The 24302-nt window shown below is 68.5% G+C and carries 24 protein-coding genes; 11 read left to right on the top strand and 13 right to left on the bottom strand.

From position 1 onward, the window contains the following. Window positions 1–69 precede the first annotated feature (69 nt). Together QE399_RS18175 and QE399_RS18170 are read right to left on the bottom strand one after the other, a co-directional pair. On the bottom strand, window positions 70–1119 hold the full coding sequence (locus tag QE399_RS18175) for an extracellular solute-binding protein (protein WP_309830952.1): 1050 nt from the start codon (window positions 1117–1119) through the stop codon (window positions 70–72). A gap of 310 nt (window positions 1120–1429) precedes the next feature. Continuing rightward, the gene (locus tag QE399_RS18170) at window positions 1430–1978 is read right to left on the bottom strand and encodes a phasin family protein (RefSeq protein WP_309830950.1); all 549 of its coding nucleotides are present in this window, start codon (window positions 1976–1978) and stop codon (window positions 1430–1432) included. Between the two features lie 243 nt (window positions 1979–2221). Between QE399_RS18170 and QE399_RS18165 the strand changes: the two genes are divergently transcribed. From QE399_RS18165 to QE399_RS18140, 6 genes are all read left to right on the top strand, one after another. Continuing rightward, window positions 2222–2710, top strand: coding sequence for an acyl-CoA thioesterase (locus QE399_RS18165; RefSeq protein WP_309830948.1), 489 nt, complete (start codon window positions 2222–2224; stop codon window positions 2708–2710). 212 nt (window positions 2711–2922) lie between these two features. After that, window positions 2923–4143, top strand: a complete 1221-nt coding sequence (pncB, locus tag QE399_RS18160) for a nicotinate phosphoribosyltransferase (RefSeq protein ID WP_309830946.1) — start codon at window positions 2923–2925, stop codon at window positions 4141–4143. 73 nt (window positions 4144–4216) lie between these two features. Next, window positions 4217–5626: a sodium:proton antiporter gene (locus tag QE399_RS18155; protein ID WP_309830945.1), complete on the top strand. Its 1410-nt coding sequence runs from the start codon at window positions 4217–4219 to the stop codon at window positions 5624–5626. Window positions 5627–5652: 26 nt separating this feature from the next. Further along, window positions 5653–6639, top strand: coding sequence for a 2-hydroxyacid dehydrogenase (locus tag QE399_RS18150; protein ID WP_309830943.1), 987 nt, complete (start codon window positions 5653–5655; stop codon window positions 6637–6639). 75 nt (window positions 6640–6714) lie between these two features. Continuing rightward, a complete protein-coding gene (locus QE399_RS18145) occupies window positions 6715–8442 on the top strand; it encodes a DNA recombination protein RmuC (RefSeq protein ID WP_309830942.1) in 1728 nt (575 codons plus the stop codon). A 1-nt stretch (window position 8443) separates the two neighbouring features. Continuing rightward, the gene (locus tag QE399_RS18140) at window positions 8444–9643 is read left to right on the top strand and encodes an MFS transporter (RefSeq protein ID WP_309830939.1); all 1200 of its coding nucleotides are present in this window, start codon (window positions 8444–8446) and stop codon (window positions 9641–9643) included. A gap of 137 nt (window positions 9644–9780) precedes the next feature. Here the strand turns inward: QE399_RS18140 and QE399_RS18135 are convergent, their stop codons facing one another. The 3 genes from QE399_RS18135 to QE399_RS18125 form a co-directional block, all read right to left on the bottom strand. Continuing rightward, window positions 9781–10641, bottom strand: a complete 861-nt coding sequence (locus tag QE399_RS18135; RefSeq protein ID WP_309830937.1) for an LOG family protein — start codon at window positions 10639–10641, stop codon at window positions 9781–9783. Window positions 10642–10703: 62 nt separating this feature from the next. Next, a complete protein-coding gene (gene crcB, locus QE399_RS18130) occupies window positions 10704–11084 on the bottom strand; it encodes a fluoride efflux transporter CrcB (protein ID WP_309830935.1) in 381 nt (126 codons plus the stop codon). 143 nt (window positions 11085–11227) lie between these two features. Further along, window positions 11228–11437: a hypothetical protein gene (locus QE399_RS18125; RefSeq protein ID WP_309830933.1), complete on the bottom strand. Its 210-nt coding sequence runs from the start codon at window positions 11435–11437 to the stop codon at window positions 11228–11230. 306 nt (window positions 11438–11743) lie between these two features. Here QE399_RS18125 and QE399_RS18120 point away from each other — a divergent pair, with 306 nt between their 5' ends. Continuing rightward, on the top strand, window positions 11744–11929 hold the full coding sequence (locus QE399_RS18120; protein WP_309830932.1) for a hypothetical protein: 186 nt from the start codon (window positions 11744–11746) through the stop codon (window positions 11927–11929). Window positions 11930–11990: 61 nt separating this feature from the next. Here QE399_RS18120 and hpaI read toward each other — a convergent pair whose 3' ends face one another. The 4 genes from hpaI to QE399_RS18100 all read right to left on the bottom strand — a co-directional run bounded on the left by hpaI (window position 11991) and on the right by QE399_RS18100 (window position 17128). Then, the gene (hpaI, locus tag QE399_RS18115) at window positions 11991–12809 is read right to left on the bottom strand and encodes a 4-hydroxy-2-oxoheptanedioate aldolase (RefSeq protein WP_309830930.1); all 819 of its coding nucleotides are present in this window, start codon (window positions 12807–12809) and stop codon (window positions 11991–11993) included. Between the two features lie 169 nt (window positions 12810–12978). Further along, complete coding sequence (locus QE399_RS18110; protein WP_309830928.1) at window positions 12979–14451, bottom strand: NAD-dependent succinate-semialdehyde dehydrogenase; 1473 nt, start codon at window positions 14449–14451, stop codon at window positions 12979–12981. 79 nt (window positions 14452–14530) lie between these two features. Continuing rightward, window positions 14531–16078: a UxaA family hydrolase gene (locus QE399_RS18105; RefSeq protein WP_309830926.1), complete on the bottom strand. Its 1548-nt coding sequence runs from the start codon at window positions 16076–16078 to the stop codon at window positions 14531–14533. Between the two features lie 60 nt (window positions 16079–16138). Beyond that, window positions 16139–17128: a tripartite tricarboxylate transporter substrate binding protein gene (locus QE399_RS18100; RefSeq protein ID WP_309830925.1), complete on the bottom strand. Its 990-nt coding sequence runs from the start codon at window positions 17126–17128 to the stop codon at window positions 16139–16141. 119 nt (window positions 17129–17247) lie between these two features. On the opposite strand from QE399_RS18100, the gene QE399_RS18095 reads away from it, so the two are divergent. Further along, entirely contained in the window at window positions 17248–18174 is a 927-nt protein-coding gene (locus tag QE399_RS18095) for a LysR substrate-binding domain-containing protein (RefSeq protein WP_309830923.1), read from the top strand. Between the two features lie 31 nt (window positions 18175–18205). Here the strand turns inward: QE399_RS18095 and pdxR are convergent, their stop codons facing one another. Next, window positions 18206–19705, bottom strand: coding sequence for a MocR-like pyridoxine biosynthesis transcription factor PdxR (gene pdxR, locus QE399_RS18090; RefSeq protein WP_309830921.1), 1500 nt, complete (start codon window positions 19703–19705; stop codon window positions 18206–18208). 96 nt (window positions 19706–19801) lie between these two features. Here pdxR and QE399_RS18085 point away from each other — a divergent pair, with 96 nt between their 5' ends. Together QE399_RS18085 and QE399_RS18080 are read left to right on the top strand one after the other, a co-directional pair. Beyond that, window positions 19802–20428, top strand: a complete 627-nt coding sequence (locus QE399_RS18085; RefSeq protein WP_309830919.1) for an FMN-binding negative transcriptional regulator — start codon at window positions 19802–19804, stop codon at window positions 20426–20428. 37 nt (window positions 20429–20465) lie between these two features. Further along, window positions 20466–20807 (top strand): antibiotic biosynthesis monooxygenase family protein, encoded by a 342-nt coding sequence (locus tag QE399_RS18080; protein WP_309832181.1) that lies wholly within the window; start codon window positions 20466–20468, stop codon window positions 20805–20807. 108 nt (window positions 20808–20915) lie between these two features. On the opposite strand, the gene QE399_RS18075 is transcribed toward QE399_RS18080, so the two are convergent. Further along, window positions 20916–22004 (bottom strand): tartrate dehydrogenase, encoded by a 1089-nt coding sequence (locus tag QE399_RS18075; RefSeq protein WP_309830917.1) that lies wholly within the window; start codon window positions 22002–22004, stop codon window positions 20916–20918. 110 nt (window positions 22005–22114) lie between these two features. On the opposite strand from QE399_RS18075, the gene QE399_RS18070 reads away from it, so the two are divergent. Continuing rightward, window positions 22115–23089 carry a LysR substrate-binding domain-containing protein gene (locus tag QE399_RS18070; RefSeq protein ID WP_405043896.1) on the top strand — a complete coding sequence of 325 codons (975 nt, stop codon included), beginning with the start codon at window positions 22115–22117 and terminating at the stop codon, window positions 23087–23089. 183 nt (window positions 23090–23272) lie between these two features. On the opposite strand, the gene QE399_RS18065 is transcribed toward QE399_RS18070, so the two are convergent. Together QE399_RS18065 and rpsU are read right to left on the bottom strand one after the other, a co-directional pair. Then, window positions 23273–23719 (bottom strand): GatB/YqeY domain-containing protein, encoded by a 447-nt coding sequence (locus tag QE399_RS18065; protein ID WP_309830912.1) that lies wholly within the window; start codon window positions 23717–23719, stop codon window positions 23273–23275. A gap of 219 nt (window positions 23720–23938) precedes the next feature. Next, window positions 23939–24151, bottom strand: coding sequence for a 30S ribosomal protein S21 (rpsU, locus tag QE399_RS18060; RefSeq protein ID WP_007833691.1), 213 nt, complete (start codon window positions 24149–24151; stop codon window positions 23939–23941). Window positions 24152–24302: the final 151 nt, after the last annotated feature.

Raw genomic sequence — 24302 nt, 5'->3', positions numbered from 1 at the left:
AGCCGACATCGGCTGAGCCCATCAAAAAAGCCCGGCAGGGCCGGGCTTTGATCTCGTAGCAGCTTCTTTTTACTGGAAGCCGGCGCGGTCGAGCATCTGTTGCACTTTGACGGTGTTGGCACCCACCGCGCCGATGGGGATGGTCTCGCTCTTGAAGGGCTTGCCGCCGGTCATGAGCTTGAGAGCAGGGTTCTCGAGCTGGACGTTCTTTGCCGCTGGCCACTCGTTGTTGCCGTTGGCGAAGTACGTCTGGGCTTCCGGGCTCGCCAGGTATTCGAGGAACTTGATGGCATTGGCGCGGTTCTTGGCATGCTTGGCCACTGCACCCCCAGCGATGTTCATGTGCGTTCCCCACGACTGCTGATTGGGGAATACCACCGATACCTTCTCCGCCACGGCCTTGTCTTCAGGCTTTTCGGAACGGATCAGGCGGGCGAGGTAATAGCTGTTGGTGACAGCGATATCGCATTCGCCCGCTGCCACGGCCTTGATCTGGTCGGTGTCGCCGCCCTTGGGAGCGCGCGCCAGGTTGTCCTTGACGCCCTTGATCCACGCCTCGGCCTGCTGCTCGCCCATGTGCTCGACGACGGCGCCGAACAGGCTCAGGTTGTAGGGATGCGAGCCAGAACGGATGCAGATCTTGCCCTTGTTTTTCGGGTCGCCCAGCTCTTCGTAGGTGTCCACATCTTCCGCCTTGACCTTGGCCTTGTTGTAGACGATGACACGGGCGCGGGTCGACAGGCCGTACCAGGAGATGCCGCCGTCGGCGGCCGGCTGGCTGCGCAGGTTGGCGGGAATGGCATCGTTCAGCACCTTGGACTGGATGGGCTGGAACAGGCCATCCACGTCGCCGCGGTAAAGGCGGGCTGCATCCACCAGCAGGATGACGTCGGCCGGCGAGGCCGTTCCTTCGGCCTTCAGCCGCGCCATGATGCCCGCATCGTCCGCGTCGACGCGGTTGATCTTGATGCCTGTGGCCTTGGTAAAGCCGGAGTACAGGGCTTCATCGGTGGCGTAGTGACGGGCCGAATACAGATTGACGACCTGGTCCTGCGCCAGGGCAGCGGCGCCCGACGCAGCAAGACACAGCGCCAGCAGAGATTTGATGGGCATCGACATGGACAGCGTTCTTTCTTAGGGATGGAGACGCGGGGATGATAAGGGAACGCGAATGGTTCTTAACAAGGCCTGACGTCGGGCGTGGCATTACCGTCCTCCGGTCGCCGCCGTCTGGGGCGCGGCGCGGTGGTGGTATTGCCCACTGTTTGGCGTTGTCCGTGCGAAACCCTGCGGGCCCAAAAAAAGCCCGGCGGGCGCCGGGCTTTGAAGGGATCCCTGAAGCGGCAAGCCTCGAAAGGATTCAAGGAGACAACGGTGGGGGCCCGGCGCTGCCGCCGGGGCGCTTGAACGGTGTCGGGTCGGTCGCGGCTCAGCGCTTGCGCGGAGCTGCGGACTTGGCCGCGTTGGTGGCCGTGTTGGCGACGGCGTTGAAGTTGGCCTCCGCCACGTCGCTGGCCTGCTTGACCGCCTTCTGCACCGATTCAAAGGCGCTGTTGGCCGCAGACACGGCGCTCTTCATCACGGCGACCGTGGTTTCCGTGCCCGCGGGCGCGTTCTTGGCGGCGGTGTCGACCAGGGTGCTGAAGCTGCGCTGGGCTTCTGCAGCCTGCGCTTCGAAGGTGCGGCCGAATTCGGAGCTGGTGCCCGAGGCGATGTCGTACAGATGGCGGCTGTAGGCGGCCGTCTTTTCAGCGATGGGCTGGAACAGGTTGGCCTGCAGGGCCAGCAGTTCCTGTGCGTCCTTGGCGCCCAGCACCGCCTGGGTATGGTTGGCGGCATCGGCCAGGGCCGCACGCGAGGCGGTGACGTTCAGTTCCACCAGCTTCTCCACGCCTTCGAACGCCTTGCTCGTGAGGCTGAACAGGGTGTCCAGATGGGCCTTGTGGGATGCCAGCACTTGTTCGGGGGTCAGCGACATGGAAATATCTCCTGGAAGCGTCCTTGCGGACAGGGTGGTTGAAGCATCTGCGCTGACCAACTCGTTTATGTTGCAGTGCAGCATGGAAGGGATTCTTCAGGATTTGCGGCGCTGGGGCAAGCCCTTTTGTTGCACTGCAGCATTATTAGAGTCAACGCTCAACACGTGACCGATCGTTACCGTGGCGCGGCCGCTGTCATGCGCGCGCCTGTCGGGCGAGGCACCTCGCCGCAGAATGCCGCCATGCATCCTCCTGCTTCTCCCTCTCCTTCCCCTTCTTCCTCTGATGGCACCCGTGCCCGCCCGGTGCCGCAGCCGCGCGCGGCCTATGCGGCGTTTCGCACCATCACCACGCGCTGGGCGGACAACGATGCCTACGGCCATGTGAACAACGTCGTGTATTACAGCTGGTTCGATACGGCGGTGAACGCGTACCTGATCGAGCAGGGTGCCCTCGACATCCACGGCGGCGACACCATTGGCCTCGTGGTCGAGACCCAGTGCAACTACTTCTCTCCGCTGGCTTTTCCGCAGACCGTCGAGGCCGGGATCCGGGTCGCCCGGCTGGGAGGCTCCAGCGTGCGCTACGAAGTGGGACTGTTCGCCGAGGGGGCTGCCACGGCGAGTGCGCAGGGCCATTTCGTCCACGTGTACGTGGGCCGCGAAGACCGGCGGCCGCGCGAATTGCCCGCGATTCTGCGAAGTGCGCTGGAGCCCTTGCAGCGGGGGTGACGCAACAGGCCAATCGCGCATTGCCTGCTCTGCAGTCCTGCAGCGCGACGCGCGCACGCGGCCAGTGCCGTGCCTGGCCCGACGCCGTTGGTTGGCAGGGCGCTCGCTACCGTCCGTCAGCCGGGGCTTGGTGCCACAATGTCGGCCGAGACATCTCTTCCGGCGGCCGCAGCCGCCACGACCCGCGGCGCTCCGCGCTCCGCGCGCTTTTCATGATCATCACCAGCCTGCTCGACACCGACCTGTACAAGTTCACCATGATGCAGGTGGTGCTGCACCAGTTCCCAGGGGCGCAGGTCGAATACCACTTCAAGTGCCGCAACCCCGGCGTTCCGCTGGCGCCGTATGTGAGCGAGATCCGCGACGAGATCCGGGCGTTGTGCAGCCTGCGGTTCCAGGATGCCGAGCTGGCGTACCTGCGGTCCCTGCGCTTCATCAAGAGCGACTTTGTGGATTTCCTCGGTCTGTTCCAGCTCAACGAGAAATACATCACCGTCACCGCGCTGCCTTCAGGTGAGATCGACATCACCATCACCGGGCCATGGCTGTATACCATTCTGTTCGAGATTCCGGTGCTGGCCATCGTCAACGAGGTGTACTTCCGCAACACGCAGAAAGTGCCCGACTTCCCCGAGGGCCGGCGCCGGCTGGACACCAAGATCGCGCAGCTGCAGGGCGAGGGTCTGGCGGATCTCAAGATTGCCGACTACGGCACCCGCCGTCGCTTCAGCCGCGCCTGGCACGAGGAGGTGCTGCGCGTGCTGGTGGCGCGCCTGGGCACCGGCGACCGCCGCCCTGACGCCCCCAGCGGCCCCGGCCAGTTCGCGGGCACCAGCAACGTGCTGTTCGCGATGAAGCTGGGCCTGACGCCCCTGGGCACGATGGCGCACGAGTACTTGCAGGCCTGCCAGGCGCTGGGCCCGCGGCTGCGCGACAGCCAGATCTATGGTTTCGAGATGTGGGCGCGGGAGTACCGTGGCGACCTGGGCATCGCGCTGTCGGACGTCTATGGCATGAGCGCCTTCCTGCGCGACTTCGACCTGTACTTCTGCAAGCTGTTCGACGGCGCGCGCCACGACAGCGGCGATCCCTTCGCCTGGGGCGAGCGCCTGCTGGAGCACTATCGCAAGAACCGCGTCGATCCGCTCACCAAGACACTGATCTTCAGCGATGCGCTCACGGTGCCGCGCACCATCGAGCTGTACCGCCAGTTCCAGGGCCGCTGCCAGCTGGCATTCGGCATCGGCACGAACCTGACCAACGACCTGGGCGACCCGCCCGCCCATGTGCCGCTGCAGATCGTCATCAAGATGACGCGCTGCAATGGGCAGCCGGTGGCCAAGCTGTCCGACGCGCCTGGCAAGAACATGTGCGACGACGAGAAGTACCTGGCCTATCTGCGCCAGGTGTTCGACATTCCGTCTCCAGCGTGACCCACAACGACTCCGGAGCCTGGGGCGGCGAGCCGCCAGTACCGTGGCCAGGGCAAGGAAAGACCTTCAAACGATGACCCGTACCCGCTCCCTGGCTCTGCTGGGCCTGTGCCTGGCGCCGGCCCTGGCCCGGGCCGCCGATGTGGACGGCTCGGCGCTGTCTGTGCTGTGGGGCGTGCCCTTTGCGGGGCTGCTGCTGTCGATCGCTTTGCTGCCCCTGCTGGCGCCCGTGTTCTGGCACCACCATTTCGGCAAGGTGGCCGCCGCCTGGGCGCTGGCGTTCCTGCTGCCGTTCGCCGCGGTGTTCGGCCCGGCGGTCGCGGGCGCCGGTCTGGTGCACGCGCTGCTGGCCGAATACCTGCCGTTCGTGATTCTGCTCACCGCGCTGTTCACCGTGGCGGGGGGCATCTACATCCGCGGCAACCTGCACGGCAGCCCGGGGCTGAACACGGCGCTGCTGGGCATCGGGGCCGTGCTGGCGAGCTTCATGGGCACCACCGGGGCCTCGATGCTGCTGATCCGCCCGCTGATCCGCGCCAACGACGGCCGCCGCCATGTGGCGCACGTGGTGGTGTTCTTCATTTTCATCGTCTCCAACGCGGGTGGCTCGCTCACCCCGTTGGGCGATCCGCCGCTGTTCCTGGGCTTTCTGAAGGGCGTGGATTTCTTCTGGACCGTGCGGCACATCTTTCCCGAGACGCTGTTCCTCATCGGCACGCTGCTCGTCCTGTTCTATCTTCTGGATACCTGGTTCTACCGGCGCCGCGAAGACGTATTGCCGGCCGATCCCACGCCAGACACCCGCGGCATCGGCTTCGACGGCCGCGTCAACTTCGCGCTGCTGGGCGCCGTCGTGGTACTGGTGCTGCTGAGCGGTTTCTGGAAATCACCCGTGGTCTGGGACGTGGCCGGCACGCCGGTCGGGCTGCCGGGCCTGGTGCGCGATGCGGGGCTGATCGGCGTGACGCTGCTGTCCCTCTGGCTCACGCCGCGCCGGGTGCACGCAGACAACCAGTTCAGCTGGGGTCCCATACAGGAGGTGGCCAAGCTGTTCGCCGGCATCTTCCTCACCATCATCCCGGTCATCGCCATGCTCAAGGCGGGCGTGAACGGGCCGTTCGCCGCCATCGTGTCCGCCGTGACCCGCCCGGACGGAACGCCCGACCCCGCGATGTACTTCTGGGCCACGGGCGCGCTCAGTTCATTCCTGGACAACGCGCCCACCTACCTGGTGTTCTTCAACACGGCGGGCGGTGACCCCGCCGCGCTGATGACAACGCTGGCACCCACGCTGGCGGCCATCTCGGCCGGCGCCGTGTTCATGGGCGCCAATACCTACATCGGCAACGCGCCCAACCTCATGGTCAAGGCGATTGCCGAGGACCGCGGCGTGAAGATGCCCAGCTTCTTCGGCTACATGCTGTGGTCGGGCGGCATCCTGGTGCCGCTGTTCGCCGTGATGACATTCCTCTGGTTCCGTTGACCGATCGAAGAAAGGATTTTTCTCCCATGTCCAAGCCCCGCATCCTGGTTGCCCGCAACATCTTTCCCGAAGTGGTGGAGCGCCTGTCGCAGCATTTCGAGGTCGAGTCGAACCCGCAGGACGTGGTGTGGACCCCGGCCGAACTGGCCGAAAAACTGGCGGACAAGGACGGCGCGCTCACCACCGGCAGCCAGCGCGTGGATGCCGCGCTGCTGGCCGCCGCGCCCCGGCTGCGCATCGTGGCCAACATGGCCGTGGGCTACAACAACTTCGACGTGGACGCGATGACGGCCGCGGGCGTGCAGGGCACCAACACGCCCGACGTGCTGACCGAGACCACGGCCGACTTCGGCTTTGCGCTGCTCATGGCCACGGCGCGCCGCATGGCCGAGAGCGAGCATTACCTGCGCGCCGGCCAGTGGACGAAGTGGAGCTACGACCTGTTCGCCGGCACCGAGGTGCACGGCAGCACGCTGGGCATCCTGGGCATGGGCCGCATCGGCCAGGGCATCGCCAAGCGCGGCGCGCACGGCTTCGGCATGAACGTGGTCTATCACAACCGCTCGCGCCTCACGCCCGAACTCGAAGCCGAATGCAAGGCCCGCTACGTGAGCAAGGAAGAGCTGCTGCGCACGGCCGACCACCTGGTGCTGGTGCTGCCGTACACACCCGCATCGCACCACGCCATCGGCGCGGCCGAGATCGCGCAGATGAAGCCCACCGCCAACCTGATCAACATCGCGCGCGGCGGCATCGTGGACGACGCGGCACTGGCCAAGGCGCTCAAGGAGCGCCGCATCGCCGCGGCCGGCCTGGACGTGTTCGAGGGCGAGCCCGCCGTCCACCCCGATCTGCTGACGGTGCCCAACGTGGTCCTCACGCCGCACATCGCCAGCGCCACCGTGCCGACGCGCCTGGCCATGGCCCAGCTGGCAGCCGACAACCTCATCGCCTTCTTCGACGGGCGTGGACCGCTCACGCCGGTGAACACCCCGGCCGGCAAGCGTGCGTAAAAGGTTTGAATGAAATTGGCATCTAGCGCTTATGGGGTAAGCGCTGGCAGCTATCAATTTGGTAGTGTTTGTTCCATGTCTGTTGAAATGATCGCCGTCCTGCTCTTGCTGCTGCTGATCGCGGCGCTGGTGGGCGCCGTGCTGCTGCGACGCCCGCGCGTCGACCTGCCGCCCGAGTGGCTGGCGCGCCTGCAGGCGCTGGAAGCCACCACGCAGTCCACCCAGTTGGCGGTGGCCAAGAACGACGGCGCGCTCGACGGCATGGCGCAGCAGCTGCGCGGCTTCACGCAGACCACCCAGGGCACGCTGGAAGGCCTGCGCGGCGCGGTGGACGAGCGCCTGGCGCAGGCCGTGGCCGAGTCGCGCACCGGCCGGGCCGAGCTGCTGGCGGCCTTCGGCGCCTTCGAGGCCAAGCTGGAGCAGCGGCTTGCGCAAGGCCAGGCTGATGCCGCCGTGGCGCGCAAGGAGCTCTCGGAGACCTTGCTCGCCTTCCGCACCGAACTCACGCAGACCGCGCAGCAGCTGGCGTCCGACAGCGTCCGCTCGCGCGAGGCCCTGGCGGAGAGCACGAAGCTTTTCGAGCAGCGCATCCAGGAGCGCTTCGAGGCGCTCACGGCCGCCACGCGCGGCACGCTGGATTCGCTCAAGGGCGACATCCACACGCAGCTGGGTACCGTGTCCACCGCGCTCAAGGACCAGCTGGAGGCCAATGGCCAGCAGATCCGCAACCAGTTCGCCGTGCTGCAGGACGCTGTCTCGCAGCAGCTGGGCGCCATGGCGCAGGGCAGCGCGCAGAACGCCGAGGCGCTGCGCGGCGCGCTCAACGAACGGCTGGCCGCCATCCAGGCCGACAACACCGCCAAGCTCGAAGAGATGCGCCGCACGGTGGACGAAAAACTGCACGCCACGCTGGAGCAGCGGCTGGGCGAATCCTTCAAGCTGGTCAGCGACCGGCTGGAGCAGGTGCACAAGGGCCTGGGCGAGATGCAGACCCTGGCCGGCAGCGTGGGCGACCTCAAGCGCGTGATGACCAACGTGAAGACGCGCGGCACCTGGGGTGAAATGCAGCTGGGCGCCATCATCGAGAACGTGCTCACGCCCGACCAGTTTGCGCGCAACGTCAAGGCCGTGCCGGGCAGCGACGACCTGGTGGAGTTCGCCATCCGCCTGCCGGGGCGCAACGACGAAAAGCCCGTCTGGCTGCCCATCGACTCCAAGTACCCCGTGGAGCAGTACCAGCGCCTGCTGGATGCACAGGACGCCGCCGACAAGGCCGCCATCCTGTCGGCGGGCAATGCGTTCGAGACCTCGATCAAGCTCGAAGCCAGGAAGATCTTCAGCAAGTACGTCTCGCCGCCGCACACTACCGACTTCGCGGTGCTGTACCTGCCCACCGAAGGCCTGTTCGCCGAGGTGATCCGCCGCCCGGGCCTCGTCGAGGCCGTGCAGAACGACTGCCGCGTGATGATCACCGGCCCGGCCAACCTGGCGGCCATGCTCAGCAGCCTGCAGATGGGCTTCAAGACGCTGGCGATCGAGAAGCGCTCGTCCGAGGTGTGGGGTGTGCTCGGCTCGGTGAAGACCGAGTTCGCCAAGTTCGGCGAGATCGTCGAATCGGCCAAGAAGTCCATCGACGCGGCGGCCAAGAAGTTCGACGACGTGGGTGTGCGCACCCGCGCCATCCAGCGCAAGCTGCGCGACGTACAGGAGCTGCCCGCGCCCACGGCCTCCACCGCGGCGGGCACGGCTTTGCCGGTGCCGCCGGCGCAGGCGGGGCTGTCGCTGGACGACGAAGGCGAATGACGTGGACGGGGCGCTGGCGCGGCTGATCCTGGGGCAGATCTGCATCCACGCCTGCATGGCGGGCATGCGCATGGCCGCGCCGCTGCTGGCGCTGCGCGAGGGCTACAGCGCTGCGGCTGTCGGTGTGCTGCTGGCGCTGTTCGCGCTCACCCAGGTGTTTCTGGCGCTGCCGGCGGGGCGCTTCGCCGACCGGCACGGGCTCAAGCGGCCGGTCGCCTATTCGGTGGCCCTGGCCTCCGCGGGCGCCGGGCTGGCGCTGGCGTTTCCGGTGTTCCCGGTGCTGTGCGTGTCGGCGCTCATGACGGGCGGCGCCACGGGCGCGGCCACCATCGCGCTGCAGCGGCACGTGGGCCGCGCGGCGCACGACGCCACAGCCCTGCGGCGCGTGTTCAGCTGGCTGGCCATCGGGCCGGCGGTGTCCAACTTCATCGGGCCGTTCGCCGCGGGCCTGCTCATCGACCATGCCGGCAGCGTGCTGGGGCAGGGTGCCGGCAGCACCACGGGCTACCGGGCGGCCTTCGCCTTTATGGCCGTCCTGCCGCTGGCCACCTGGTTCTGGGTGCGGCACACGGTGGAACTGCCCCCGGTGATCGCCGCGGCCGGCGGCCCGCGCCGCCGCGCCTGGGACCTGCTGGCCGAGCCCGGCTTTCGCCGCCTGCTCATCGTCAACTGGCTGCTGTCCTCGTGCTGGGACGTGCACACCTTCGTCGTGCCGCTGCTGGGCCACGAGCGCGGCCTGTCGGCGTCGGTCATCGGGACCATCCTGGGCGCGTTCGCCATCGCCGCGGCGCTGATCCGCGTGTTGATGCCTCTCGTCGCGGCGCGCCTGCGCGAGGCGGCCGTGGTGACCGGGGCGATGGTCGCCACGGCACTGCTGTTCGCGGTCTATCCGCTCATGCCCACGGCCTGGACGCTGGGCATCTGCTCGGTGCTGCTGGGCTTTGCGCTGGGCTCGGTGCAGCCCATGATCATGAGCATGCTGCACCAGCTCACGCCGCCGGCGCGCCACGGCGAGGCGCTGGGCCTGCGGCTCATGACCATCAACGCGTCGAGCGTGCTGATGCCGGTGCTGTTCGGCTCGGCCGGCGCGCTGATCGGCGTGGCCGGGCTGTTCTGGGTGGTGGGTGCCACGGTGGGCGGCGGCGCGCGCGTGGCCTGGCGCATGGGCGCAGGCCCGGCCGGTGAGCATCCGCCGCACTGAGGCGGTGGGGCGGCGGCACAGCCTGTACTTGCTGTTGCGCTATTGAATGAATAGCTGGATGCGCAGTATCCACGGGCGCTAGAGGCCCAAAAGGCTTGAAGTCCGGCGCTGGAGGCCGCGCCGGCCGGCTCCGCCGCTCAGAGCTTGTAGAACGCCTTGATCACGTCCCAGGCTTCCTGCGGATCGTCGGTGTAGTGGAAGAGGTTCAGGTCGGCCTCGGAGATGGTGCCCTGCTCGACCAGCGCCTCGAAATTGACCAGCTTCTTCCAGAACGCCGTGCCGAACAGCACGATGGGCACGGGCTTGGCCTTGCCGGTCTGCACCAGCGTCAGCACCTCGAACAGCTCGTCCAGCGTGCCGAAGCCGCCGGGGAAGGCCACCAGCGCCTTGGCCCGCATCATGAAATGCATCTTGCGCAGCGCGAAGTAGTGAAACTTGAACGACAGCGAGGGCGAGATGAAGCGGTTGCCGCTCTGCTCGTGCGGCAGCGCGATGTTCAGGCCCACATTGAGCGCGCCGGCCTCGTGCGCGCCGCGATTCGCCGCTTCCATGATGCCGGGGCCGCCGCCGGTGCAGATGTAGATGCGGTCGGCGGGCTGCTGGGCTTCGCTGTGCTCGGCGACCAGGCGCGCGAACTGGCGGGCCAGATCGTAGTAGTGCGCGTTCTTCACGGCCAGCTGGGCGCGGGCGATGCGGACGGTGTCGCCGCTCGCCTCGGCCGCCTGCAACTGCTCGGCGGCCTCGTCGGGCGCCACGAAGCGCGCGCTGCCATACACCACCACGGTGTTCTCGATGCCCTGGGCGGTCTGGCCCAGGTCGGGCTTGAGCATTTCCAGCTGGAAGCGGATGCCGCGCGTCTCGCGGCGCAGCAGGAATTCGGGGTCGGCGAACGCCAGCCGATAGGCATCTGCGTGCAGCGGATTGCCGTTCACGGCGTGGTTCTGCAGTTCGGCCCAGGCATTGGCCAGGCGGCTGTCGTTGAGTTCGTTGGATTCCATGGGTGCTGGGTAAAGACGAAGAGAAGGGCTGCGGGCGGGTGCCGGCCCCTGGGGCAGAGGACTCAGCGTGCGAGCCACCACAGGGCGCTGCGCATGCCGGCGAAGGTGAGGGCGAAGGAGCCGCCCACATGCAGCGCCAGGGTGGCCAGGGCCACACCATAGCGCTGCTGCGTGAGCATGGTGACGATCTCGGCCGAGAAGCTGGAGAAGGTGGTGAGCGTGCCCAGAAAGCCGGTGATGATCAGCAGGCGCCAGGCAGGGTCGATGTCAGGGCGCTGCGTGAACACGGCGATGGCGATGCCGATCAGGTAGCCGCCGATGAGGTTCACCGCCAGCGTGCCCCAGGGCAGCCAGCCGCCCGGATTGAGCCAGAGCGCGAAGCCCCAGCGCAGCAGGGCGCCGACGCAGGCGGCAAGGCAGATCACGGCGACGTTGAGCAGCATGGAGGCCGATTATCCGGCACCCGTGTTGCGATTCGGTGCAGGCTGCGCTTGGCAAGCTCCCGCGGCGCCCCCCAATGAAAAACGCCCACCATCGAGGTGGGCGTTCCGGCCGGTGGCGATCCGGCGGGGATGGCAGCGAGCCGTCAGCGGTTCTGGTTCTGGCTCTGGTTGCGCTGCTGGTTCTGCGGGTCGTTGTTGACCTGGTTCTGGCCCTGGTTCACTTCCGAGCCTTGCTGACGCTTCTGGTCGTTGGTCTGCTGCTGCTGGTCGTTCTGCGGGTTCTGCTGGTCTTGCTGAGGCTGCTGGCCCGGTTGCTGTTGCGGGTTTTGCTGACCTTGGGATGGGTTGGCCATGGAAGTCTCCTGTCATGTGGTCTGCACAGGCAACATCGCCTGTGAACCCATTGAGCGGCCCGGCGGGGTGGACATGGGTCGGCGGTGACAGCGCCCCAGCGTAGGAGAAGGGCGGGGCAAAAAAGACAGCCCGCACGCGGCGGGCTGAACTTGCGAAATCGCAAGAGAGGGAGTGTCGAGGGGCATCGACCAGTGCAGTTTCAGGGCCCGCCAGGGCCGGGGCTGTAGGACGGGCGGCCGTGCTGCTGCCGCAATTGCGGCGGCGGCCTACAGGGCAGGGGCCGGCGGTGGGAGATAGTCGCCCGCATGCAAAATTCAGAGCGCTCCGCCCCCGCCCCTTATGGCAATCTCGTGTACCGCGCCCCTGTGGAGCCCACGCACCAGGATGATGAAGACGGCGCCACTTTCTGGATGGCCTGTGCCCTGGTCGGCGTGTTCATCGTGATCGCCGTGACCTTCGTGGCTGCCACGGGCCTCGGCGCACCCCAGTAAGAACACCTTCCAAGCGCGGGGCCGGCGGCCGCAGCGCCACCGCCCGCGCGGGATTGGTCCGTCAGTAGCCCGCGCTGGGGCGCGCGGGCACGGCGGCCGCCACCGCTGCGGCAGCCGCACCCGGGAACTGCGTGCGCAGCTTGCGTGCCGCGTTCACGAACATCAGAACGTCCACCCCCACCGCCACGAAGGTACAGCCCAGGTCCAGGTAGCGCTGGGCCAGCGCCGGATCGGATGTCAGCGTGCCGGCCGCCTTGCCGCTGGCGATGATGGTCTTCATGGCGGACTCGATGGCGGCCTGCACCTCCGGGTGTCCGGGGTTGCCGCGGTGGCCCATCGACGCGGCCAGGTCCGCCGGGCCGATGAACACGCCGTGCACCCCATCGACCGCGCAAATCGATTCCAGGTGGGCGACGGCGGTCGTCGTCTCTGCCTGTACCAGCAGGCACACCTCGTCATCCGCTACGTTCAGGTAGTCGGTACGTGCGCTCCACTGCGAGACGCGGCCCACCGCGCTGCCCACGCCGCGAACGCCGCGCGGCGGGTACTGCGTGGCGGCCACGATGGCGCGGGCCTGCTCGGCCGTGTCCACCATGGGCACCAGCAGCGTCTTGGCGCCGATGTCCAGCATCTGCTTGATGAGCGCCGTGTTGCCTTCCACCACGCGCACCACCGGCTGCGCGGCGTGCGGCGCGACGGCCTGCAGCGCCCCCAGCGTGCGGCGCAGGTCGTTGGGCGCATGCTCGCCATCGATCAGCAGCCAGTCGTAGCCGCAGGTGGCGGCCGCCTCGGCCAGGTACGGGTCGGCCATGGACAGCCACAGGCCCACCTGGGGCTGACATGCGGCGAGGGCGGTCTTGAAGGGGTTGTGTGCGGGCATGGTGTGTCTCGATTGAAAAGAGTGGGAAAGCCGGCAAGGTGGCGCGAGGTCTAAAGCAGACGCAGCCCAGGCGAGAGACGCCAAGCAAGGGCCGCCCCGCAGCGAGGGCGTCGTCCCCCTCCCGCGTAGGGAGAGAGGGGGAAGCGGCGCAGCCGCTCAGGGGGTGAGATCAATCCAGCCCACCCTGGCACACATACTTGGTATGCAGGTAGTCCTCCAGCCCATGTGTGGAGCCTTCGCGGCCGTAGCCCGATTCCTTCACGCCGCCGAAGGGCGCGGCCTCGGCGGCCAGCGCGCCTTCGTTGATGCCGACGATGCCCGTCTCCAGCGCGTCCGCCACGCGCCAGATGCGGCGCACGTCCTGGCTGTAGAAATACGCGGCCAAGCCGAACGGCGTGTCGTTGGCGGCTGCGATCACCTCGGCTTCGTCGGTAAACACGGTCAGCGGCGCCACCGGCCCGAAGGTTTCCTCGCAGGCGCAGGCCATGGTGGCATCGGCCCGGGTGAGCACCGTGGGCGCGTAGTAGGTGGCGCCCAGCGCCGTCAGGCGCTGGCCGCCGGTGAGCACCTTGGCACCCTTGGCGATGGCGTCCTGCACGTGGCGCTCGATCTTCTCCACGGCGCGGTCGTTGATCATGGGACCGATCTGCGAGGCCGGGTCGCTGGCCGGGCCGACCTTCAGCGCGCCCACGCGGGCCGCCAGCTGCGTGGCGAAGGCGTCGTGCACCTGGGCGTGCACGAACACGCGGTTGGGGCACACGCAGGTCTGGCCGCCGTTCCTGAACTTGGCGGCCATGAAGCCCTCCACGGCCGCGCCGATATCGGCGTCTTCGAACACGATGAAGGGTGCGTTGCCGCCCAGCTCCAGCGAGAGCTTCTTGAGCGTGTCGGCCGAGCGGCGTGCGAGGTGCTTACCCACGGGCGTGGAGCCGGTGAAGGTGATCTTGCGCACGCGGCTGTCATCGAGCCACACATCGACCACCTCTGGCGTCTTCTCGCGCGAGGCCGTGACGATGTTCAGCACGCCCGGCGGTACGCCGGCCTCGTGCGCCAGCAGCACCAGAGCCAGCGAGGTGAGCGGCGTGTCTTCCGCCGGCTTGCAGACCACCGTGCAGCCGGCGGCCAGCGCCGGCGCGATCTTGCGCGCGATCATCGCGGCGGGGAAGTTCCACGGCGTGATGGCGGCCACCACGCCCACGGGCTCCTTCAGCGCGAACATGCGCCGGCCCGGCACGGGCGCGGGGATGACCTCGCCGTTCATGCGCGTGGCCTCTTCGGCAAACCATTCGATGTAGCTGGCGGCATAGGCCACCTCGCCCTTGCCTTCCACCAAGGGCTTGCCCTGCTCCAGCGAAATGAGCCGGCCCAGGTCGTCGGCATGGGCCAGCACCAGGTCGTTCCACCGCTTGATGACGGCCGCGCGCTGCTTGGCGGGCACCTTGCGCCAGGCCGGGAAGGCCGCATGCGCGGCGTCCAGCGCGGCGCGTGCCTCGGCCGCGCCCGAGTCGGGCACCTGGGTGACGACGGCGCCCGTGGCCGGGTCGGTCACGGGCAGCAGCGCGCCGGCCGGGCCGGGCTGCCACTGGCCGGCGATGAAGTTGGCGCTGCGGATGAGGTCGGTGCGGGTCAGGGTCAGGGACATGGCGATTTGAATGAAATGGGCCTGTAGCGCTTTTACAGCAAGCGCAGGCAGCTATCGTTTGTATAGCGAGTGGCGTGGGTCAGGAAACAATGCCCAGATGCCAGGGCACGAACTCGTGGTCGCCCAGCCCGAGCTGCTCGCTCTTGGTGGCCTCGCCGCTGGCGTGGCGCAGGATCTGCTCGAAGATCTGCTGGCCCAGTTCGGGCACCGTGAGTTCGCCGTCCACGACCACGCCGCAGTTGATGTCCATGTCCTCTTCCAGGCGCTTGAACATCGGAGTGTTGCTGGCCAGCTTGATGGTGGGCGCCGGCTTGCTACCGAACATGGAGCCACGCCCGGTGGTGAAGCAGATGAGCTGCGCGCCGCTGGCGATCTGGCCTGTGGCCGCCACCGGGTCGTAGCCGGGCGAGTCCATGAACACGAAGCCGTGCTCGGTGATGGGCTCGGCGTATTCGTACACCGCGCGCAGCGGCGTCGTGCCGCCCTTCATCGCGCTGCCCAGCGACTTCTCGAAGATGTTGGCGAGGCCGCCGGCCTGGTTGCCGTGGCCCACCACGCCGTTGAACTGCGCGTTCTGGCCGGCGGCATAGCGCTCCCACCAGGCCAGGCGGTCCAGCAGTTTCTGGCCCACCTCGGGCGTGATGGCGCGGCGCGTGAGCATGAACTCCACGCCGTGGATCTCGGGTGTCTCGCTCAGGATGGCCGTGCCGCCGTGGCGCACCAGGATGTCCATCGCCGCGCCCAGCGCCGGGTTGGCGGTGATGCCCGAGAAGCCGTCCGAGCCGCCGCACTCCAGCCCGATCTTCAGGTGGCGGGCGCTCACCGTGCTGCGCCGCGCCGCGTTGGCCTGGGGCAGCATCGCCTCGATGGCCGCGATGCCGGCGGCGATGGTGGCGCGCGTGCCACCCACGTCCTGCATAACCAGCGTGCGCACGCGCTCGCCTTCCTGCAGGCCCTGGGATTCGACGAGAGACGCCACCTGGTTGCGCTCGCAGCCCAGGCCCACGATGAGCACGCCCGCCAGATTGGGGTGGCGCGCATAGCCGGCCAGCGTGCGCCGCAGCACGTCGAAATGCTCGCTGGGCGACGACATGCCGCAGCCGCTGGCCTGCGCGAAAGCGACCACGCCGTCCACGTGCGGAAAGTCCCGCAGGCGTTCAGGCGTGAAGTGCGCGGCGATCTGCTTGATGACCGTGGCCGAGCAGTTCACCGACGACAAGATGCCGACGAAGTTGCGCGTGCCCACCGAGCCGTCGGCGCGCACAAAGCCCTGGAACGTGGCCTGCTGGGACTCGGGCACGTAATCGACCGGCCGCACATCGGCACCGAAGGCCGGGTCGCGGTAGTAGTCCACCAGTTGCAGGTTGTGGCTGTGCACGTAGTCGCCGGGCTCCAGGTCGCGCGTGGCCACGCCGATCACGGTGTCGTACTTCTTGACCTGCTCGCCCTGGGCGATGCGCCGCGCCGCGATCTTGTGGCCCGCGGGCACCTGGGCGCGCGTGCGCACGCCCAGCTCGGGAATCTCCTGGCCCAGCGCCAGCGCGGTCTTGGCGACCAGCACGTTGTCGTGGGGGTGCAGGTGCAGCAGCGGGCTGGCGAGCAGGGCGGGGGCCGTGGGGGCGTTCATTCAGGAGCCTTGTAGGGTGGGGAGCGCGCATCGGTGATGCGCGCGGAGTCGAGCGGCGCTTCAGCTCTTCATCAGCTCGCGCAGCTTGAGCTTGTCGATCAGCACGGTTTCCTTCGCATACACCGTGTTCACATACTTTTCGTAGTCCGGGCCGTCCAGGTACAGCAGCGGGGCGTCGAGCTTGTCGGCCACGGCCTTGAACTCGCGGCTGGCCACGGCCTGCTTGAACGCATCGCGCAGCTTGGCGGCGATGGCCGGGTCCAGGCCCTTGGGCGCGCCGATGCCGTTGGGGGCATCGACCACCACGTCGTAGCCGCATTCGCGCAGCGTGGGCACGTCCTTGAAGCGGGCCGTGCGCTGCTCGCCCCACGTTGCGAGCAGGCGCAGTTTGCCGGCTTCGACATGGGGCGCCCAGGAGCTGGAATCGGCCAGCGCATCCACATGGCCGCCCAGCACGCCCTGCAGCGCCTCGGCCCCGCCCTTGTAGGGCACGTGGTTGAGCTGGATGCCCGCCACGCTGGCGAACTCTTCCATGCCCACGTGCGTGGCGCCGCCCACGCCGGCATGCGCGTACGTGAGCTTGCCGGGGTTCGCCTTGGCGTGCTGCACGAAGTCCTGCAGCGTCTTGAAGGGCGAGCTGGCCGGCACGGCGATGCCGAAGGTCTGGCCCGAGGTGCGGGCGATGTAGGTGAAGTCCTTGCGCGGGTCGGCCTGCAGCGTGCCCAGCTGCGCAAAGCGCGTGACGGAGATCGGCACCTGGCCGATCGTGTAGCCGTCGGGCTTGGCCGAGGCCAGGGCCTTGGAGCCGATCATGCCGGAGGCACCGGCGCGGTTCTCCACGGCGATGGATTGGCCCAGGATGCGACCGGCCACCGTGCACAGCGTGCGCATGGACTGGTCGGCCGTGCCGCCGGCAGGCCAGGGGCAGATGAAGGTGATGGGGCGCTCGGGCCAGGCCTGCGCGAAGAGGCGGCTGGAGGTGGCGGCGAGCGCGGCGGCGCCCAGCGCGCCGAGGACGAGCTGGCGCCGTCCGCTGCGTGGGGTGGTCATGGTTGTCTCCTGTTGTTGGTATGCGAACGCCGCCAATTGTTCGCAACTGCTGCATGACAATCCAATGAAAATATGGACTGGCTTCATTGCCAGCAGGTTATGAAAGAAGGAACGATGCCATGAGCAAGATCGACCGGGTGCTGCGCTCCAACCTCAAGCTGCGCCATCTGCAGTTGCTGGTGGCGCTGGACCAGTTCCGCCACCTGGGGCGCGCGTCGGAATTTTTGTCCGTCACGCAACCGGCCGTTTCCAAGACGTTGGCGGAGATCGAGCGCATGTTCGGCCAGCCGCTGTTCGAGCGCTCCACGCGCGGCACCGAGCCCACGGCCGCTGGCGCGAGCGTGGTGCGCTTCGCGCGCTCGGTGCTGGCGGGCTACGAGCGCACGCGCGACGAGATCGCCGCGCAGGCCAGCGGCGCCAGCGGCCGCACCAGCGTGGGCGCCATGGTGGCCGCCACGCCGGTGCTGCTGGCACAGGCGGTGGAACGGCTCAAGGCCCGCTCGCGCGACACCACGGTGCTGATCGAGGAAGGCGACCTCACGCGCCTGCTGCCCAAGCTGCGCCTGGGCGAGCTGGATCTGTTCGTCGGCCGGCTGGAGCCCGGCTATGCCTCGCCCGACCTGGAGACCGAGGCGCTCTACGCGGACCCGATGGTGGCCGTGGTGCGGCCGGACCACCCCCTGGCGCGCAAGCGCCGCGCCACCTGGGCCGACCTGGCCGCGCAGCCCTGTGTGCTGCCGCCGCCATGGGCCTCGCTGCGCGTCAAGCTGGAGCAGCAGTTCTTCGCGCACGGACTGCACCCGCCGGCCGACATCGTCGAGTCGGCCTCGTTCCTGTCGCAGATCACCTTCCTGCACCAGCGCGGCGCGGTGGCCTTCATGGCGCGCACGGTGGCCCGCCACTGGGCCGCGCAGGGCATGCTGGCCGTGGTGCGCCTGCCTGTGCCCATCGAACTGCCGCCCGTGGGACTGATCACGCTGCGTGGGCAGGCCATCACGCCGGTGACGGCCGCGCTGGTCGAATGCCTGCACGAGGTGGCGCGCTGACACACGCCACCCGTTGCGGGGGGGGGCGGCATCAGCCTTGCTGCCGCGCCACGGCGGCCACGCAGCGCCCGAGGATCTCCACCCCCTGGGCGATCTCCTCGGGCGAAAGGCTGGCGTAGCCCAGGATCAGCCCGGCCGGTCGCGGCGGCTGCGTGGGTTCGCGAGCGAAGAGCGGTGAGAGCGGATAGACACCCACGCCTTCGCTGCGGGCTGCGTCGGCCACCAGGGCCTCGTGCCGCGGCCACAGGAAGGGCAGCCACAGCACCGCGTGCAGTCCGGCCGCCGTGCCGGCGATCTGTGCGCCTGCGGGCAGGTGCCGCGCGACGGCCTCCTCCAGCGCGGCACGGCGGCGCTCATGCGTCCGGCGCATGCGGCGCACGTGGCGCTCGTACTGGCCGCTGTCGATGAAGGCGGCCAGCGCCTGCTGCTCCAGCACCGGCGCATGCCGATCGGCCAGCCGCTTGGCCTGGCGGAACACGGGCACCAGCGCCGGCGGCAGCACCAGGTAGCCCAGCCGGATCTGCGGCGACAAGGCCTTGGAGAAGGTGCCTGCATAGATCACGCGCCCCTCGGTGTCGATGGATTGCAGGGCGTCGATGGGCCGCTGGCCGTAGCGGAATTCGCCGTCGTAGTCGTCCTCCAGGATCCATGCGCCGCAGCGCCGCGCCCAGGCCAGCAGCTCCATGCGGCGGCCGATGGGCAGCACGCCGCCCAGCGGGAACTGGTGCGAGGGCGTCACATAGGCCAGGCGCACGCGCGGATCGCCCTCGGGCAGGTGCGCGGTGTCCAGGCCCAGCGCGTCCACCGGCACCGGATGGAGGCGCGCGCCGGTGGCCTCGCAGCTGCGCCGCGCCATCAGGTAGCCGGGATCTTCGAAGGCGAAGGCGTCGCCTGCGTCCAGCAGCAGGCGTGCGCACAGGTCGATGGCCTGCTGCGAGCCATGCACGATGAGGATCTGCTGCGCATCGCAGGTGATGCCCCGCGCGCGCCGGAGATAGCCCTGCAGCGCCCGGCGGAGGGCGGGGTCGCCTTCGGGCGGTGCGTAGTACAGAGCCGGCTGCGGGCGCAGCAGGCCTGCCTGCCAGGCGCGGCGCCACGCCAGCGCCGGGAAGTCGCGCCCGGCCACCGCGCCGTAGAGAAAGTCGTAGCGCGCCGGTGCCGACGGCGGCAGGGCGGACAGCACGGCATCGCGCACACGGCGGCCGTAGGCCGACAGGGCCGGCGCACTCGGCTGCGTTGCTGCTGCTGCTGCCGCCGGGGGAAGGCCAGAGCGCTGCGGCCCTCGGTGGCCGGCGATGCGGGCCGCTCGGCCAGGCGCCGTGACGAGAAAGCCTTCCGCCGCGAGTTGCTCGTAGGCCGCCGTGACGGTCGTGCGCGACACACCCAGCTCTGCGGCCAGCGCCCGGGTGGACGGAGCCCGAGCGCCGCCCGGCAGCGTGCCGTCGGCGATCTGGGCGCGCAGCAGGCCGTAGATGCGGCGGCCGGCACCGGAAGCCCGCGGGGCGGTGGGCTGCGGAAACAACTGGCCCATGGAAATCCCTTCAAACTGGACCTTCCCATTGTGCCGGTGGTGCGCGACAGTGCAGGCTGTGCAGCCCGCGCGCTGCGTCTGCGTGAGCCCCACACGATGTACATCCCCGCCCATTTTTCCGTTACCGACCCCGAGGCGCTCGCCCGCGTCGTCCACACCCATCCGCTGGGCATGCTGGTCACGCACCAGGCCGACGGTGGGCTGGATGCGGACCACATCCCCTTCCTGTTCGACGCGGACGAAGGCCCGCACGGCACGCTGCGCGCCCATGTGGCCCGTGCCAATCCGGTGTGGCAGCGCTGCGCCGGCGGAGCCCCGGTGATGGTCGTCTTCCGCGGGGCCGAGGCCTATATCTCGCCCAGCTGGTACCCGAGCAAGCACAAGGCGCATCGCCAGGTGCCCACATGGAACTACGAGGTGGTGCACGCGCACGGCCTGCTGACCGTGCACGAGGACGCTCGCTTCGTGCGCCGCGTCATCGCCCGCCTCACGCAGCGCCACGAGGCCGGCGAACCCTTGCCCTGGAAGATGGGGGATGCTGCGCCGGGTTTCGTGGACGAACTGCTGGCGCACATCGTCGGCATCGAGATCGCCGTGACCTCGCTGGTGGGCAAGGCCAAGCTCAGCCAGAACAAGGCGCCCCGCGATCGCACGGGGGCGGCCGACGCGCTGCAGGCGCGGGGTCATCACGCGATGGCCCAGGCCATGCAGGAGGCGGGCTGAGATGGCGGCGCGCAAGCCCGTTGATGGCGCCCCCCGCATCGTCACCGCCACGTTTACCTTCGCACCCGGCAACTACGATGCCGCGTTCCATGCCCTGGACGACACCATCGCCGGCATCGCGAGGGCGCTTCCGGGGTATCTGGGCGAGGAAAGCTGGGAGAACCCGGCCACGGGGCGGGTGTCCAACGTCTACTACTGGGATTCGCTGGCGTCGCTGCAGGTGCTGATGCACCACCCGGACCACCTCGCCGCCAAGGCGCGACAGGCTGATTGGCTGGCGGGCTACCAGGTGGTGATCGCCGAGGTGGTGGCCAGCCATGGCGATGGCCGCATCGAGCACCCGTTGTCGGGGCGGCCTGTGGCGCCCGGCAAGGGCTGAGCCCCGCCAGCGCCCGAGCGCCGGAGCCGCCGTTGCGCCTGTTGCAAGATGACCGGCCGTTGACGGCCGACCATGCTGCGCGGCGTCTATCGACGGTGCAGCGCTTGGTCAGGCCGCGGCGATGGCGGCCGCGATGGCTTCGCCCACCTGCGTGGTGTTGGCCGTGCCGCCCAGGTCCGGCGTCTTCGGACCGCTCTTGATGACTTCCTCGATCGCCGCAACGATCGCATCGTGCGCCTGCCGGCCCGCGCCCTGGCCCTGGGTGAGGAAGTCCAGCATCAGCGCACCCGACCAGACCATGGCGATCGGGTTGGCGATGTTCTTACCGTAGATGTCCGGCGCCGAGCCGTGCACCGGCTCGAACAGGCTGGGGAAGGTGCGGTCCGGGTTCAGGTTGGCGGACGGTGCCAGGCCGATAGTGCCGGTGGTGGCGGGCCCCAGGTCGGACAGGATGTCACCGAACAGGTTGGTGGCGGCCACCACGTCGAAGCGGCCCGGCTGCAGCACGAAACGGGCCGTGAGGATGTCGATGTGCTGCTTGTCCAGCGCGACCTCGGGGTAGTCCTTGGCGACCTCTTCGGCGCGCTGGTCCCACCAGGGCATGCTAATGGCGATGCCGTTGCTCTTGGTGGCCAGCGTGACGTGCTTTCTGGCGCGGCTGTTGGCCAGCTCGAAGGCGTACTTCAGCAGGCGGTTGGCGCCGTGGCGCGAGTAGACCGATTCCTGGATCACGATCTCGCGGTCCGTGCCTTCGTACATGATGCCGCCGAGCGACGTGTACTCGCCCTCGGTGTTCTCGCGCACCACGTAGTAGTCGATGTCGCCGGGCTTGCGGCCGGCCAGCGGGCAGGGCACGCCCTCGAACAGGCGCACGGGACGCAGGTTGATGTACTGGTCGAACTCGCGGCGGAACTTGAGCAGCGAGCCCCACAGCGACACGTGGTCGGGCACGGTGGCGGGCCAGCCGACGGCGCCGAAGAAGATCGCGTCCATGCCCGAGAGCTGGGCCTTCCAGTCGTCCGGCATCATCTTGCCGTGGGCGGCGTAGTAGTCGCAGCTGGCCCATTCGAAGTGCTTGAATGCGAGCGGGATGCCGAAGCGGCGCGCGGCGGCTTCCAGCGCGCGCAGGCCTTCGGGCATCACTTCCTTGCCGATGCCGTCGCCGGCCAGCACGGCGATTTGGTAGGTACGGGACATGAGATCTCCTGAACTGAAAAAGTAGGGGTGGACGACATGCCGCGGGGCCGGGGAGGCCCTTGCAACGGCTGCGGATGGCGCATTGTTGCGCGAACACGCCGCGCCCTACAATGCGCCCACTGTGGTTCCATTGTTCACACAACGTGCATAAATCGCCCGCCACCGAAGACCTGCGCGTCTTCACCGTCGTGGTCCGCAAGGCCAGCTTTGCCGAGGCGGCCACCGAGCTGGGCGCCTCGCCCGCCTACGTCAGCAAGCGCATCCGCCTGCTGGAGGACGACCTGGCCGTGAAGCTGCTGCACCGCACGACGCGGCGCGTGGCGGTGACGGAGGAGGGCGAGCGCGTCTTCCACTGGGCGCTGCGCATCCTGGACGACGTGGACCAGCTGCTGCAGGAGGTGGCCGTCACCCGCCGCGAGCCGCGGGGCCTGCTGCGGGTGAGCTGCAGCTTCGGCTTCGGGCGGCGCGTGGTGGCGCCCGCGCTGTCGCGGCTGGTGGAGCGGCATCCGGGCCTGCAGGTGCGGCTGGAGGTGTTCGACCGCCTGGTGGATGTGGCGGGCGAGGGCTTCGATCTGGACATCCGCGTGGGCGACGAGATCGCGCCGCACCTCATCGCCCGCCGCCTGGCCGACAACCACCGCGTGCTGTGCGCCGCGCCGGCCTACCTGGCGCGCAAGGGAGCACCGCGCACGGTGGCCGACCTGGCCAGCCACGACTGCCTGGTGATCAAGGAGCGCGACCACCCCTTCGGCGTCTGGCGGCTGCGCAGCGGCGCGGTGGACGAGACGGTGAAGGTGCGCGGCCCGCTGTCGGCCAACAACGGCGAGATGGCCGTGCAGTGGGCGGCGGATGGGCGCGGCATCGTGCTGCGCTCGCTGTGGGATGTGGGGCCGGAGCTGGCCTCCGGACGGCTGGTGCGCGTGCTGCCCGACTGGCAGCAGGAGGCCAACATCTGGGCCGTGTACCCCACGCGGCTGGAGCGCTCGGCCAAGGTGCGCGTGGGCGTGGAGTTTCTGCAGGAGTGGTTCCGCGAGAGCGGGCTGGACCCCGCTGCGGCTGGGATCCCGGGCGCGGCCGGTGCGTGAAAGGTGCTATCGAAAACGAAGCTGCCTGCGCTTATACCTCTTGGATTTCGAAGTTTTATGACCCTGAAATCATTGCGGAGCAAGCGCAAGCAGCTCTGTTTTTGGTAGCGAACGACCGACGGGGCGCGTTCGAAGCGCGTTTCGCGCAACCGTGCGCCGGGCCGGCGGCCGGGCGAGGGGCGTTCAGCCCGCCAGCGCGGCCTTGACGGCGGCCGAGACCTGGCCCATGTCGGCCTTGCCGGCCAGGCGCGTCTTGACCACGCCCATCACCTTGCCCATGTCGCCGGGGCCCGCGGCGCCCAGCTCGGCCACGATAGCCTTCACGGCGGCCTGCGTTTCCTCGGCCGACATGCGCTCGGGCAGGTAGGCCTGCAGCACGGCCATCTCGGCCTTTTCCTTGTCGGCCAGATCCTGGCGGCCCGCGCCTTCGAAGGCGGTGATCGAGTCCTTGCGCTGCTTGATCAGCTTGTCCACGATGGCGACGATGGCCGCGTCGTCCAGTGTGACGCGCTCGTCCACTTCCTTCTGCTTCATCGCGGCCTGCAGCAGGCGGATGGTACCCAGGCGCTCGCTGTCCTTGGCGCGCATGGCGGTCTTCATGTCTTCGGTGATCTGGTCCTTGAGGCTCATGGCGGCTTCCTTTTTTAATCAGGCAAACGAGACAGAGGGTCTGCCAAAAGGCTTTCTGGCTAGGCGTCAACGCCGCAGGCAGTAGTGTGGCTACGACAAGGTGTTGCAACGACGCCAGAAAGCCTTTTGGCAGACCCGAAAAAACGAAAACCCGCGCTTGGCGTCCCTAGCGCGGGTTTTGCGGCGGTCCTCCTAAGAGGGCTCAACCGGAAGCGGTACTCAGTACAGCTTCTTGGGCAGCTGCATGCTGCGCACGCGCTTGTAGTGGCGCTTGACGGCGGCAGCCTTCTTGCGCTTGCGCTCAGCAGTGGGCTTTTCGTAGAACTCGCGGGCGCGCAGGTCGGTCAGCAGGCCCAGCTTTTCGATGGTGCGCTTGAAGCGGCGCAGTGCCACGTCAAAGGGTTCGTTCTCTTTTACACGGATGGTGGTCATTAGCTAATGGTTTCCAAATGGTGCCTGCAGAGGTCTTGCGGGAGATCGGGCCCTCAGGACGTACATAGCGGTTTCCCCGTCTATAACTAGTATTGGCCGACGGAGGTTTGCCAGCAAAGCCCGACATTATAGCGGCCTGTAAACGGCAGGC

Source organism: Paracidovorax wautersii (assembly GCF_031453675.1).
Classification (GTDB): domain Bacteria; phylum Pseudomonadota; class Gammaproteobacteria; order Burkholderiales; family Burkholderiaceae_C; genus Paracidovorax.
The sequence above is the reverse complement of the archived record's forward strand: the minus strand, read 5'-3'. Positions and strand labels throughout refer to the sequence as shown.

What these genes read in the sequence shown, in the direction of transcription:
- QE399_RS18175 (WP_309830952.1), bottom strand. Translation starts at nt 1,119, where the DNA reads ATGTCGATGCCCATCAAATCTCTGCTGGCGCTGTGTCTTGCTGCGTCG.
- QE399_RS18170 (WP_309830950.1), bottom strand. Translation starts at nt 1,978, where the DNA reads ATGTCGCTGACCCCCGAACAAGTGCTGGCATCCCACAAGGCCCATCTG.
- QE399_RS18165 (WP_309830948.1), top strand. Translation starts at nt 2,222, where the DNA reads ATGCATCCTCCTGCTTCTCCCTCTCCTTCCCCTTCTTCCTCTGATGGC.
- pncB (WP_309830946.1), top strand. Translation starts at nt 2,923, where the DNA reads ATGATCATCACCAGCCTGCTCGACACCGACCTGTACAAGTTCACCATG.
- QE399_RS18155 (WP_309830945.1), top strand. Translation starts at nt 4,217, where the DNA reads ATGACCCGTACCCGCTCCCTGGCTCTGCTGGGCCTGTGCCTGGCGCCG.
- QE399_RS18150 (WP_309830943.1), top strand. Translation starts at nt 5,653, where the DNA reads ATGTCCAAGCCCCGCATCCTGGTTGCCCGCAACATCTTTCCCGAAGTG.
- QE399_RS18145 (WP_309830942.1), top strand. Translation starts at nt 6,715, where the DNA reads ATGTCTGTTGAAATGATCGCCGTCCTGCTCTTGCTGCTGCTGATCGCG.
- QE399_RS18135 (WP_309830937.1), bottom strand. Translation starts at nt 10,641, where the DNA reads ATGGAATCCAACGAACTCAACGACAGCCGCCTGGCCAATGCCTGGGCC.
- crcB (WP_309830935.1), bottom strand. Translation starts at nt 11,084, where the DNA reads ATGCTGCTCAACGTCGCCGTGATCTGCCTTGCCGCCTGCGTCGGCGCC.
- QE399_RS18125 (WP_309830933.1), bottom strand. Translation starts at nt 11,437, where the DNA reads ATGGCCAACCCATCCCAAGGTCAGCAAAACCCGCAACAGCAACCGGGC.
- QE399_RS18120 (WP_309830932.1), top strand. Translation starts at nt 11,744, where the DNA reads ATGCAAAATTCAGAGCGCTCCGCCCCCGCCCCTTATGGCAATCTCGTG.
- hpaI (WP_309830930.1), bottom strand. Translation starts at nt 12,809, where the DNA reads ATGCCCGCACACAACCCCTTCAAGACCGCCCTCGCCGCATGTCAGCCC.
- QE399_RS18110 (WP_309830928.1), bottom strand. Translation starts at nt 14,451, where the DNA reads ATGTCCCTGACCCTGACCCGCACCGACCTCATCCGCAGCGCCAACTTC.
- QE399_RS18105 (WP_309830926.1), bottom strand. Translation starts at nt 16,078, where the DNA reads ATGAACGCCCCCACGGCCCCCGCCCTGCTCGCCAGCCCGCTGCTGCAC.
- QE399_RS18100 (WP_309830925.1), bottom strand. Translation starts at nt 17,128, where the DNA reads ATGACCACCCCACGCAGCGGACGGCGCCAGCTCGTCCTCGGCGCGCTG.
- QE399_RS18095 (WP_309830923.1), top strand. Translation starts at nt 17,248, where the DNA reads ATGAGCAAGATCGACCGGGTGCTGCGCTCCAACCTCAAGCTGCGCCAT.
- pdxR (WP_309830921.1), bottom strand. Translation starts at nt 19,705, where the DNA reads ATGGGCCAGTTGTTTCCGCAGCCCACCGCCCCGCGGGCTTCCGGTGCC.
- QE399_RS18085 (WP_309830919.1), top strand. Translation starts at nt 19,802, where the DNA reads ATGTACATCCCCGCCCATTTTTCCGTTACCGACCCCGAGGCGCTCGCC.
- QE399_RS18075 (WP_309830917.1), bottom strand. Translation starts at nt 22,004, where the DNA reads ATGTCCCGTACCTACCAAATCGCCGTGCTGGCCGGCGACGGCATCGGC.
- QE399_RS18070 (WP_405043896.1), top strand. Translation starts at nt 22,115, where the DNA reads ATGCGCCCACTGTGGTTCCATTGTTCACACAACGTGCATAAATCGCCC.
- QE399_RS18065 (WP_309830912.1), bottom strand. Translation starts at nt 23,719, where the DNA reads ATGAGCCTCAAGGACCAGATCACCGAAGACATGAAGACCGCCATGCGC.
- rpsU (WP_007833691.1), bottom strand. Translation starts at nt 24,151, where the DNA reads ATGACCACCATCCGTGTAAAAGAGAACGAACCCTTTGACGTGGCACTG.